The sequence below is a fragment of the Chitinophaga sp. XS-30 genome (assembly GCF_008086345.1).
Classification (GTDB): domain Bacteria; phylum Bacteroidota; class Bacteroidia; order Chitinophagales; family Chitinophagaceae; genus Chitinophaga.
Genome location: NZ_CP043006.1, coordinates 3233068 through 3246340, shown reverse-complemented (window position 1 = coordinate 3246340; position 13273 = coordinate 3233068). Strand labels below are relative to the sequence as shown.

The window sequence follows — 13273 nt, the reverse complement described above, 5'->3', positions numbered from 1 at the left end:
CCCAATCAATAATAATTCCTCAGAATTTAGGAATTCTATACTTTTAAGGTAAATAGTCCATCAGTGCGAGCCCTAAACATTATCCTGCCAATATTGCTTATCAGTCTTTTTGCCTGTAAATCAAAGCGATATACCCCACTCCCGATTTCTGCACCCACTTTAGAAAAAGGAGAATCGCTTTTCAACATCAACAACGATTCTGCCTTTTATTATTTCAATCTTGTCGCAACGAGCGCTACAGACAGTCTGGAGGTTGCAATGGCCTATACCTATATGGGCATCATCCAGGCATATGAGGGAGACTACTATGGAGGTCAGGAAAGCCTGTTAAAATCCCTTACTTACCTTGATGAACATCGAAAAGAAGATCAGGAGTGCCTGAGCTCAGACTATCACGAACTTGGCAATATCTGTCTTAATCTCAAAAACTATGAAGCAGCCATCGGCTACTATTATAAAGCGCTCCAATATATAAAACATCCAAACGCACGGGCTATTGCCTTAAATAGTATAGCCCTGACTTACCAGAAGAAAGGAGAGTATGACCAGGCCATCGATATATTCAAATCTCTCCTGGCTAAAAGTACAGAAAAGAAAAAAGAATATGCCCGGGCGCTTTCCAACTATGCCAAAACCAAGTGGCTTAAAGATTCCACTTATCCTGCTGCGCCTGAGCTTCAATATGCATTGCAAATCCGGACGGATTCGAATGACAGCAGAGGGCTCAATGCCAGCTACGCACATTTGTCAGATTATTATTCAACCTCCATGCCCGATTCCGCGCTTTATTATGCCGAAAAAAGGTACGAAATCGCCAGGCAAATCAATAGTCCGGATAACGAAGCTGAGGCCCTTCAAAAACTTATTACGCTCAGTCCCGCCAAACTGCTGAGACCTTATTTCATTCGTTACCAATACCTGACGGATAGTATCCAAACGGCTAAGAACGCAGCCAAGAACCAATTCGCTCTAATCCGGTATGAAGCGGAGAAGAACAAAGCAGACAATCTTCAGCTCCAAAAGGATAATGCACAAAAAGAAATCCAACTGATTGTGCAGTGGTTTATATTGGTGTTGACCATCCTGTTTTTCATTTCCGTTGGCATTGTCATTCTCCTTAGGTACCGAAGGCGTCGGCGACAACTGGAAGCCGCTTCCCGGCAAGCCATCCAGGAACATCTACTTAAAACTTCACAAAAAGTTCATGACGTGGTGGCTAATGGCCTATACCGCATTATGACAGACGTCCAATATACGGAGTCTATCAACAAAGATCAATTGGTCGACAGGATCGAGAGCCTGTATGAGCGTTCCCGCGATATCTCCTACGAACAACCCACGATCTCAAACCTCCCTTTTCATGATAGAATAACAGATTTGCTGACTTCCTTTGCTTCCGACAACCTCAGGGTCCTGATCATAGGAAACAACCCCATGCTGTGGGCCCATACCAATGCGCCGGTCCAGATCGAGGTTGAACACATCCTGCAGGAATTGCTGATTAACATGAAAAAGCATAGCCAGGCTCATTCCGTATTGATAAAGTTTGAACGCCAAAACGGCCTGGTTCACATTCACTACACAGATGATGGCATTGGACTTCCACCGCAATTTAAGTATGGGAACGGACTACGGAATACGGAAAACCGTATTAAAAAAATTGGCGGCCAATTTACATTTGAGCATCCTGCTAAAGGATTAAAAATTCACATCTCCTTTCCAACACCTCCATCATCATGATTACAAAGGTATTAATAGCCGAAGATCACGAAAGCGCCAATATCTCCGTTCAAAAAACACTGGAAGAACTGGCCATCGTCAATACGGAGCATGTCTATTATTGCGATGATGCTTTGAACAGGATAGCGAAAGCTGCTCAGGCTGATCGCTCTTTCGACCTTCTTATCACCGATCTTTATTTCGAACCAGACGGTTGCAAACAGGAACTACCCGGAGGAATGGAATTGATTACTGCCGCCAGGGCAATACAGCCCGACCTGAAAATCCTGGTCTTTTCGGCGGAAAACAAACCGGCTGCCATTGACCAGCTCTACCGCGAGCTTGATATCGACGGCTTTGTACGTAAAGCCAGGAACGACGCCAGAGAGCTTAAACAGGCTATCTGCGAAATAGCGCAGCACCGTCGCTATTTCCCCCGTCATATCAAGCAGTTAATTGACAAAAAGAACGCCTACGTATTTTCGGATTTCGATATCACGATCATTACGCTGCTTGCACAGGGAATGTTGCAGAAAGATATACCTGCGTACCTTCAACATCACCAGATAAAGCCGTCTGGCTTGAGCAGCATAGAAAAAACGCTCAATCAAATGAAGCAAGCCCTTGGCTTTTCCAAGAATGAACAACTGGTGGCCTATTGCAAGGATTTAGGTGTTATATAAATATTCAAAAAAATATCTCAATACCAACAACCAATTACGGTTTCCCATAAGAAAAGGATCTTTTTGACATATACTTTTGGTTCATAAATCAAAAAACGCACTATGAAACAGAAGTATTACGTAAATAACAATCCCCAGCCCAATGGCGATCATGAAGTTCACGTCACCACCTGCAGATACTTTTCGATGATGTACAACCGGACTTTTCTGGGAGAATTTGAATCTTGCCACGAAGCCGTTCGTGTAGCCAAAATGCGTCATAGCAAGGCGAATGGCTGTCTTCATTGTTGCATGCCCTGCCATACAACTTAATACAATTACACTTATCCCGCTGTACCATTCATCTTTTGAATCGATCAGGCCATGAAACTATGCATATATGCCTGTCTGCTTACAAGCTATCTAAGCTGCAATCAGCCAACAGTGTATGTTTGCGACAGCAAGCATGCTGCAAAATACCACTACAAATCTGATTGCCCGGGACTAAGCAATTGCAATCACCGAATCGTCAGCATGCCGATTGAGAAAGCCATGAAAAACAGGACCCTTTGTAAATGGGAGCAATGAATTGGCTACCACAAAGGACCACATTTCCATAAACGCTTACCTGTGTGATTATGACAACTCCAAGCGACTCACCGTATAAATATTTACAGTTTAAAGGGCAAGAATCTTACCGCAGATATATTCAGGGTGGGATCACCAAAAATTCTCCTCCAGGAAAACCAAACGAAAATGGTTCCCTGAATGTTAAATCTCATGGCAGTTATGGCGGACTGTTATTTCACCCAAATTGGAAGGCCAAGCGAAAGGAAGTACTTACCCGCGATATGAATCGCTGTGTGCATTGCAGCAGCAATAAGGATCTTCAGGTACATCACCGGCAATATCACTTCATTGCAAGTCAACAAAAATTCCGTCTTCCCTGGGAGTACCCGAACCATCTGCTCATTACCCTTTGCGAATGCTGTCATAGCAAGGGACATAATAAATACAAAGTGCCAACAATAACCATTTAATAAAATATGTATGGGCTTATTCGATATTTTCAACCGGCAACGCCAAAATGGGCATAACCACGCTATGGCTATTGAAAACGCCATACCCGATATTCCTGAAGAAACCTTTATAGAAAAGGAAAAACCGGAAAAAGAACAGACTGAAGAAAAGGCAGTTACGGCGAGCATTGGGGGAATTCATCTATTATATGACTTTCTCGATAAAAATTATGAATCCAAAGGATACAATGATGCATTGATAAATCCGGATACAACCCATCTGGAACAAAATGTGATTGCTTTAAAAAATGATCTGGAGAGATCTATCCGAAAGGTAAAAACATTCTACGAAGACTTTATCAAGCAAATCAATTTCCATATCACCAGCAGAAGCAGGAGTGGAATGGTAGATACTGTGGAGGAGCTCACAGTCAAGAAGGAAATTGCCGAGAATCATATCAAGCAGGTCAAAGAAATCGAAGAGCAGTCCAAACTTAATGAGGGCGTCGGGCATGGTATCATCATTAGCTATACCCGTGGATTCAGGAATGGTCTTGCCGCAATTTCCAGTCACATCATTTTGAATAAGAACTTTTAAATCGAGCGTTATGAAACATCTATGGATCCGTTTCGGCTGCTTCATGACCGGATACAACTACAACATCCTGCGAAATTGCAGCGAAGCGGCCTCTAAATCCGTGAAGAAATACACCGCAGCCATGCTGATCGTTTGCATTCTGTGGTTTTTTATTGGTTTTACTTTCGCGCATCGTTACCTGTCACTCAGTCTGCCGGGTTGCATACTGGCAGGTGTACTTTCAACCGTGATCATTGTACAGGTTGAAAAGCAGATCATCTTATCTATCAATCCGAACCGGTGGTTGCTTATTTTCAGAAGCTGTTTGGCTTTCATGATGTCTATTCTGGGGGCAGTGATTATCGATCAGATATTGTTTGAGAAAGATATCGAGATCGAAAAGATTTCCTATGTCTCAGAAAGAGTGGATAAGATATTACCCTCAAAAACGGAAGAACTCAGAAAGCAGATTGCTGCGCTGGACACGACGATTGATAAAAAGGAAGAGGAGCAAAGAAATATTAGAGAGGACATCGCTAAACATCCGACTTTGATAGTCGTATCCACACAAACAGAATCTACCTGGGTGCAGGTTCAAGGCAAAACTCCTTCAGGCCGGGACACGACTATTCCTGAGAAGCGCACTAATGTTATTGTTGTAAGGAATGAAGTGCCAAATCCTAAAATTAAAATCGAGCAATCCCTCGATTCTACCATCGGCACCCTACGGCAACAAAAAACCAAAAAGGAAGGTGAGTTACTTCACATGAAACCTGCACTTGAAGAAGAAATGAAAGCGAATACGGGATTTCTGGATGAATTAACGATCATGGCGCGAATGCTATCGGCATCTTATGTTGCATTGGGCTTCTGGCTTCTTTGGATACTGTTTTTCCTGTTTATAGAAATGTTGGTATTATTCAGTAAGATGGGAGACCGGTCTAATGATTACGAAAAGACCGTATTGCACCATAGGAACCTGCAGATTCGACGACTTGATGCCCTTGAAAAAGGGTTTGTGTAGAAAAATAGAAAAGTCTGTAGAGTAATATATCTCCCTTAACAAAATTTCTGACAAAATCAAAACCGAAAAAATTTCCCATGGATTTCAAAGATGAAATTAAACGCTTCGGCGACAAGGTCGAAAAACTTAAAACCCAGATTCAAACGGAAGAAGCAACTAAAAATGCCTTTATCATGCCTTTCATTAAAGTCCTGGGCTACGATGTATTTGACCCGTTTGAAGTAATGCCGGAATTTATTGCGGATATCGGGATCAAGAAGGGCGAAAAAGTCGACTATGCCATTATGAAAGAAGGCCAGCCCTCTATACTAATTGAATGTAAGCATTGGGGAGAAAGCCTTGATCCGCACAATTCCCAGCTTTTCCGGTACTTCCATACTATAGCCGCCAAGTTCGGCCTATTGTCCAATGGAATAATTTACCGGTTTTATTCAGATCTTGTTGAGCCGAATAAAATGGATGAAAAGCCATTCTTTGAATTCAATGTCACGGATATAAAAGACAACCAGATCGAAGAATTAAAGAAATTTCACAAGTCGTATTTCAATATAGAAAACATTCAAACCACTGCGAGCGAGCTAAAATATATGAATGAGCTCAAAACGCTGATAAATATCGAGTTTCAAAATCCCTCTGAAGGATTTGTTAAACTCTTTGCCAAACAGATATATAAGGGAATGTTGACTTCAAAAGTTGTTGATCAGTTCGCTACGCTTACTAAGAAGTCAATACAACAGTACATAAATGATCTGATAACTGAAAGGCTCAAATCTGCGTTGGAAAAGGAAAATGATGCGGAGCAACCTGTTTCTGAAAAGAAGCCGGCAACAACAAATGCCGAAGAAAAGGGTTCATTTATTGAAACGACCGAAGAGGAGAAGGAAGGTTATATGATTGTAAAGACAATTCTCCGTCAAAAGATAAAGCCCACCAGAATAGCATACCGGGATGCCCAATCCTATTTCGCAATACTGCTGGATGATAATAATCGAAAAACCGTATGTAGATTGTATTTGAACGGTTCGAGGAGATATATCGGCACTTTTGATGAGCAGAAAAAAGAAACAAAGACTGAGATTTCAACTGTCGACGACATCTTTAAATTCGAGGAGACACTCTACAAGACTGTTGATTGGTATGATTCAGAAAAAGTTCAGGCAACTTGAACTAATACTCGCAAAACATCCTACAACATTCAGACAACGGCAGGTCCAACGACAGGGTATTTCTCATTGGGCGCAGCGATAAATTAAGTTCAGTCCTTACACGGTGTTAACAAACATTCCTTTACGTTGAGTTAAGCGTCTTTGTAGCGCCACAATGAATATCCAGCTTAATGCTGGCGTTGAAAAAGATGGATGTGTTCAATCATGCCCTCACGAGCTTGAACGCACTATTTAATATTGACTATCAATAAGTTGCTGCTCATAAAAACGTACAAAGAGGCCGTCTCCATGTTTCTCACAAACATAGGAGACGACCTCTTTAATTTCGTCTTGCGGAGGAAGAGGGATTCGAACCCCCGGACCTGTTACAGTCAACAGTTTTCAAGACTGCCGCAATCGACCGCTCTGCCATTCCTCCGCCGCAAAAGTATAAATCCGGTCGAATTAAAAAAAATATTTTTTGCTTCCGTTTTTGAAAAATCCTGTAATCCTTACCGGTAAAGCATTTCAGTCAAGGCTACACGCTCAAAGCATACCTGCACTGCCTCAATAAAGGCCGGCGGGCAAAGTACCCTGCCTCCTGAACGACCCGTATTCCCCCTCTCTCACCGGGGCATAAAAAAACCGGTAAACCGCCTTGCTGGCTAAGTTTACCGGTTCAAACCTGATGTTCATGAAGAAAGGTCAATGTTGACAGATGACAGTTGCTGCCTGCATTCTTCAGTAAACCTGTCTGTTGTTTCCTAAAAACATACAACTATCACCTGTCATCAATTCCCTTTTCTTTATTGATAACCGCCGCCGAGTGAACGGTAAAGGTCCACCATGGCTGTCAGCCGCTGGCGGCGGATATCTACCTGGGTCAGTTCAGCCTGCAGGCTGTTGCTCTGCGCGGAGATGACTTCCAGGTAATTGGCCAGGCCGCTGCGGAACAGCAGACGGGCATTACCCACGGCCTGTTGTGTGGTTTGCAATCTTGATGCGGCGATCTCCTGCTGTTCCTGCAGCTTTTCCAGCTGAATGAGCGCATCGGAGACTTCGCGTACGGCGGTGGTGACTGCCTGGCGGAAGGAAATCACGGCCTGCTCCCGTTCCACTTTCGATACTTCCAGCTGCGTTCTGAGCCGGCGCTGCTGAAATACGGGCTGGGCGATGTTCCCGGCCACGGTACCGAACAGAGAGTTGGGCATGGAGAACCACTTCCCTATCTCGTAAGCGTTCAGTCCTCCGTTTGCCGTGAGGCTCAACGCCGGGTACATGCTACCCTGAGCCACGCCCACATTGGCATTGGCGGCTTTCAGGCTCAGCTCGGAGGCTTTCACATCCGGGCGGTTACCGATCACTTCCGCAGGTACGCCGGTATGGAGACTGTCCCACAACGGAAAGCGGTCCAGCGTAGTGTTCCGTGTAACCGTCCCCGGCAGCTGGCCGGTGAGAATGCGGATGGCATTCTCCTGGATAGCGGCCGCCTGCTCCAGCTGCGGAATCAGCAGCTCTGCGGTCTGACGTTGCGCCACGGCCTGCTGTACAGCCAGCTCGGTTACTTCCCCGGCAGCTTTCTGCATGCGGATCATCTGTACGATGGTATCGCTGAGGGAGGCATTGCGCCGGGCTATCTGCAGCTGGGCATCCAGCATCAGCAGATTGAAATAGCTGTTCGCTACATTGGCCACGATCCCGGTCTGCACCGCCTTGGCAGCTTCAAAGGTTTGCAGGTAAGCGGCCAGTGCTGCTTCTTTCTGGCGCCGTATCTTTCCCCATATATCGATCTCCCAGGAGAGGCCCACACCAAGCGTGTAGTCCTCGATATGACTGGTACCCAGGAACTCATTCAGGCTCAGGCCGTTCAGACTGTTCTTGGAGGGGATATTGGTATTGGCTGTGGCATTGGCTGTCACGGAGGGCAGCAGGGCTGCTTTCGCCTGTTTTACATAGGCGGAAGCCGTTTCTATGCGTTTCAGCGCTATTTGCAGGTCAAAGTTGCCGGCCAGCGCTTCGGAGATCAGCTGTTGCAAAGCCGGATCAGGAAAAAACTGTTTCCAGGAGGCTTTGGCCACGGTGCTGTCTGTTGCGGCCGTATTACCGAATTGTGATGGCAGCGCTACTTCCGGCCGCTGAAAGTCCTTACCCACCTTGCATGCGGCAAAGGAAGCGGCTGCCAGTATAACTATTAAATATTTTGAATATTGCGTCATGATCCTTGATTTACTTTATACAGTTGCTTCTTCCAACTCTTTTTCCGTTTCCCCTTCCATCTCTTCTTCATAAACCCTTAAACCGGGACGTCCGGTTATTTTTTCCTGCAAGAACTGGAATATAACATACAGCACAGGAATAATAAATATGCCTAGTATCACACCGGTTAACATGCCGCCGATAGCGCTATAACCAATTGAATGGTTACCCACCGCGGACCCTTTCTGCACAAATACCAGGGGTATCAGCCCTACGATAAAGGCGAATGAAGTCATCAGGATGGGGCGCAGCCTGGCTCTTGCCCCGGCCAGAGCCGATTCAAGCAGGCCCATACCGTTGCGTCGCCGCTGCACGGCAAATTCCACTATCAGGATGGCGTTCTTCGCAAGCAAGCCGATCAACATGATCATACCAATCTGTACATAGATATTATTGTCCAGACCGGCAAAACCGATGAAGGCAAATACACCCAGGATACCTGTAGGGATGGTCAGGATAACAGCAAGCGGCAATACATAGCTTTCGTATTGCGCTGCCAGCAGGAAGTACACGAACAAGATACTGAGCAGGAAGATGTAGATCTGCTGGCCGCCGGCGTTGATCTCTTCTCGGGTCGCTCCGGTCCATTCATACCCGTATCCATGCGGCAACGCCTCTTTCGCGGTCTCCTCAATGGCTTTGATGGCATCGCCCGTACTATAACCCGGTTTGGGAGTACCATTGATGGTAACGGCATTGAACATGTTGTTGCGGGTCACCGTTTCCGGGCCGTACACACGCTTGAGCGTCACCATTGATTTTGCCGGCACCATCTCACCTTGGCTATTCTTCACATAAATACCATCGAGCGAGTGAATATCCGTACGATAGGGTACATCAGCCTGCGCTACAACACGATAGTACTTTCCAAAACGGTTGAAATCCGAAACATAACTGCTGCCGTAATATATCTGCAAAGTCTGCATCAGGTCGCTAACGGATACGCCTAATTGTTTGGCCTTGAGATTATCTACTTGCACCTGGTATTGCGGGTTGTTGGCGGAGAAGGTGGTGAAGGCCGCACCAATCTCTTTTCTTTGCATTAAAGCGCCGATAAAAGCCCAGGCATTATTACCCAGCTGGTCCAGCGGACGCCCCAGCTTATCCTGCAACATGAACTCAAAACCGCTCACGTTACCAAAGCCCTGCACCGTTGGGAAGTTAAAGAAGAAGGCGCTGGCATCTTTCATCTCGCTCGCGGGCCCGTACATCATTCCGGTGATCTGGTCAATGTTCTCCACCTCACCTCTTTCGCCTTTGTCTTTCAGGCGTATGAACCCTGCGGCATAAGGAGATGCGGCGGCATTGCTGATGAAGTTAAAACCGTCCACCGTCCAGGTATGTTTCACCGAAGGGAATTGGCGAAGCGTCTCGTCTATTTTTTTGGTAGACTGATGCGTTCTGTCCATTGAGCTGCCCGGGGGGGTGTTCAGGGCATACAATACGAAGCCCTGGTCTTCCGTGGGAATAAACCCGGTAGGCGTTGTTCTGGCCAGTAAAAAAGCACCGATCGTTACTACTACCAGGAGACCTATGGCAATCGCCTTACGGCGGATCAGGAAATTAAGGCTCTTGATATACCGGTTCGTCATAGAGCGGAAACCGGCGTTAAAGGCATTAAAGAAGCGGCTTCCGAATCCCGTCTTCACACCATGTTCCCCCTCTTCCTGTTTCAGGAACAAGGCACACAGCGCGGGGCTCAGGGTCAATGCATTGATCGCCGAGATCATGATAGCAATGGCCAGCGTAAATGCAAACTGTCTGTAGAACACACCTGCGGGGCCCTCCATAAAACCAACGGGTATAAATACCGCCATCATCACCAGGGTAATAGAAATAACAGCTCCTGATATTTCATCCATCGACTTCAGGGTAGCTTTTCTTGCCGGCCATCGCGTTTGTTCCATTTTGGCGTGCACCGCTTCCACCACCACTATCGCATCATCCACCACAATACCGATTGCCAGCACCAGGGCGAACAGGGTTAGCAGGTTGATGCTGAAACCAAACAGCTGCAGGAAGAAGAATGTGCCTAAAATGGCCACCGGCACCGCGATAGCAGGGATCAACGTAGAACGGAAATCCTGCAGGAATATGTACACCACAAGGAACACCAGCAAAAATGCGATCACGAGCGTTTCACGGACCTGGTGTATGGAGGCGTCCAGGAAGTCCTTGGCATTGTACATCACCTCCGTCTTCACACCGGTAGGGAGAGAGGCGGTAAAATCCACCAGCAGATGCTCGATGTTATCAAGGATCTCATTAGCGTTGGAGCCGGCCGTCTGAATGATGGCAAAGCCTGCGGCCGGCTTGCCATCCAGCAGGTTGTTGGCTCCGTAGTTGAGCGACCCGAATTCTATACGGGCCACGTCTTTCAAGCGAAGCATGGCGCCATCGCTGTTGGCCCTTATCACAATATTCTCATAGTCTTCATTCAGGCTCAGCTTACCTTTGTATTTTAATATAAACTCAAAGGTCTCCGTACTGCTTTCGCCCAAACGGCCCGGGGCGGATTCTATGTTCTGATCCCTGATCGCGTTCAATACATCCTGCGGAGAAAGGTTATTCGCTGCAAGGCGATCAGGCTTTAACCAGACACGCATGGAATAGTCTTTGGCGCCAAAAATCTGCGCCTGGGCTACGCCGGGTACACGTTGGATCTGCGGAATCAGGTTGATCTTGATATAGTTTTGCAGAAACTTTTCATCGTATTCTTCAGGGTTTTCGCTATACAATCCCATAAACATGATGAAACCGTTCTGCACTTTCTGCGTGCTGATACCCGCCGTTACCACTTCTGCGGGCAACTGGCTGGTGGCTTTGGATACCCTGTTCTGCACGTTCACGGCAGCGATATCCGGATCGGTCCCCTGTTTGAAAAAGACCGTCAAAACCATACTGCCATCGTTATTGGAGTTGGAGGTCATGTAGGTCATGTTCTCCACACCGTTCACCGCTTCCTCTATCGGGTTAGCCACGGAACGGGCCACTACTTCGGCGTTGGCCCCGGGGTAGACAGCCGTCACCGTCACACTGGGCGGCGCGATGTCGGGAAACAACGTAACAGGCAGGGCAAAATATGATATGATGCCCAATAATAGTAGAATTATGGACACTACCGTAGAAAGGACCGGCCTTAATATAAATCTTCTTAACATGATAAATTCACTTTTTAGATCGTAAGCAAAATTGATTTTGCATGTGACACTTTACAATTAAAGTATCGCTTGTTACTTACAACGGTCTTGACTGGAGCACACTATCCGCAGATACCGGCAGCGGTATGATGACAGCCCCATCCATTAAATTGGCTGTTCCGGACAAAACGATCCTTTCTCCTGCTTTCAGCCCGCCGCTTACAAAATAAAGATTGGCAGTTTTTCCGGCGATGCTGATGGGTCTGCTGGCTACTTTATTGCTATCAGCCACAGTATATACCAATACTTTGTCCTGAATCTCGAATGTGGCGCCCTGCGGTATCGTAATAGCATCAGGAACTTCCTGTGCGAACCTTACCCTGCCAGTGTTGCCCGTACGCAGTACGCCGCCGGCATTGGGGAAGGTGGCCCGGAAAGTGATGGCGCCGGTTGTTTTATCGAATTGCCCCTCTATCATTCCTATTTTTCCTTTCTGGGCGAACGTGCTGTTATCTGCCAGTATCAACTCAACAGGAGGTGTATTCTTCAGCTTCTCTTCAAGCGTCTTGCCTGGAAAGTTGTTCTTGAATGTGATGAAGTCCGTTTCGCTCATTGAAAAGTAAGCGTACATTTCATGTACATCGGAAAGCACGGTGAGGGGCTGGGCGTCGATGTTGCTTACAAGGGCGCCTACTTTATAAGGAATCCTTCCTATGTAACCGCTCACCGGCGCAGTGACCAGGGTATAGCCTACATTGATCCGTGCGCTGCCTACTGCGGCCCTGGCCTGGGCTAAAGCAGCCTTCGCTACCTCCAGGTTTGCCTTTGCCGTTTTCAACTGCACGTCAGAGACCACGTTGCTGGCAACCAGGGGAGACAGACGGTCCACTTCAACCTGCGCCTTTTCAACGTTAGCCTGTGCAGCAAGCTGGTTGGAGCTGGCGCCGTTCAGTTGTTCCGCATATACTTTCGGGTCTATTTTAAACAAAGGCTGCCCTGCTTTTACATAAGCGCCTTCATCTACAAATATCTTTTCCAGATAGCCGGATACCTGCGGGCGCACGTCTACATTCACCTTTCCTTCCAGCGAAGCGGGAAATTCCAGGTAAGTAGTAGCCGGGGCCGATACAACTGCCATCACCGGCAACTGCGGAGGGCCTTGCGGGGGCGCACCTGCCTGGGGGGACGAGCAGCTATATAGGAATACAGCCAACGCCAGGATGCCGGGCAAGTAACTGAGTGGCTTGTGTGTGATCATTCTTTTTTGTGATAGTTCCATGTGTTATTAGGTTATAGAATTTAACATGAGTTCGGTTCAAGCGGCTAAAGCCGGCATGCTGTTGAACATATCCGTGTTGGCGGATCAATGCCTGGCATGCCGTAGCTTGCTGGTGTTTCAAAGTTCATCGTTGACTGCTTCCATTTCGCCGGATCTTATGCACCGTGTATGCCTACCGCTTCTTTTGTACAAAAAAGCAATTAACATAGCGGAACATACGGGCATGGAAGTGCCTGTGTATTCAAAACATGGTGTGAAAAAAGGAAGACTAAACAACTGCCTGGGCTAGCAGTATATCCATAATCGTTTGAGGTTAGCTTTTTGTTACTGCTGTCATAAAAAAAGCTTACACTGATTATGGATTGATTACATTTTCATGATCCTAAAGTATTGATGCGGCTAATTGACTCTGCAAATGTAGTAAGTTTAAACTATATCATGTATATACCAAA

The 13273-nt window shown here is 46.5% G+C and carries 8 protein-coding genes and 1 tRNA gene; 5 read left to right on the top strand and 4 right to left on the bottom strand.

The window, feature by feature from the left end; genetic code table 11:
* Positions 1 to 63 precede the first annotated feature (63 nt).
* From FW415_RS13335 to FW415_RS13305, 5 genes are all read left to right on the top strand, one after another.
* Positions 64 to 1740 (top strand): tetratricopeptide repeat protein, encoded by a 1677-nt coding sequence (locus FW415_RS13335; protein WP_168208810.1) that lies wholly within the window; start codon positions 64 to 66, stop codon positions 1738 to 1740.
* Entirely contained in the window at positions 1737 to 2402 is a 666-nt protein-coding gene (locus FW415_RS13330) for a response regulator (protein ID WP_148385763.1), read from the top strand. Before FW415_RS13335 ends, FW415_RS13330 begins: the two co-directional genes overlap by 4 nt.
* A gap of 1029 nt (positions 2403 to 3431) precedes the next feature.
* A complete protein-coding gene (locus FW415_RS13315; protein ID WP_148385756.1) occupies positions 3432 to 3998 on the top strand; it encodes a hypothetical protein in 567 nt (188 codons plus the stop codon).
* Positions 3999 to 4008: 10 nt separating this feature from the next.
* Positions 4009 to 5001, top strand: coding sequence for a DUF4407 domain-containing protein (locus tag FW415_RS13310; protein WP_148385753.1), 993 nt, complete (start codon positions 4009 to 4011; stop codon positions 4999 to 5001).
* A gap of 77 nt (positions 5002 to 5078) precedes the next feature.
* Entirely contained in the window at positions 5079 to 6167 is a 1089-nt protein-coding gene (locus FW415_RS13305) for a type I restriction endonuclease (RefSeq protein WP_148385750.1), read from the top strand.
* Positions 6168 to 6500: 333 nt separating this feature from the next.
* Here the strand turns inward: FW415_RS13305 and FW415_RS13300 are convergent.
* The 4 genes from FW415_RS13300 to FW415_RS13285 form a co-directional block, all read right to left on the bottom strand.
* A tRNA-Ser gene (locus FW415_RS13300) sits at positions 6501 to 6585 on the bottom strand.
* A gap of 367 nt (positions 6586 to 6952) precedes the next feature.
* The gene (locus tag FW415_RS13295) at positions 6953 to 8362 is read right to left on the bottom strand and encodes an efflux transporter outer membrane subunit (protein ID WP_148385748.1); all 1410 of its coding nucleotides are present in this window, start codon (positions 8360 to 8362) and stop codon (positions 6953 to 6955) included.
* 15 nt (positions 8363 to 8377) lie between these two features.
* The gene (locus FW415_RS13290; RefSeq protein ID WP_148385745.1) at positions 8378 to 11563 is read right to left on the bottom strand and encodes an efflux RND transporter permease subunit; all 3186 of its coding nucleotides are present in this window, start codon (positions 11561 to 11563) and stop codon (positions 8378 to 8380) included.
* A gap of 76 nt (positions 11564 to 11639) precedes the next feature.
* Positions 11640 to 12821: an efflux RND transporter periplasmic adaptor subunit gene (locus tag FW415_RS13285; protein WP_148385743.1), complete on the bottom strand. Its 1182-nt coding sequence runs from the start codon at positions 12819 to 12821 to the stop codon at positions 11640 to 11642.
* Positions 12822 to 13273: the final 452 nt, after the last annotated feature.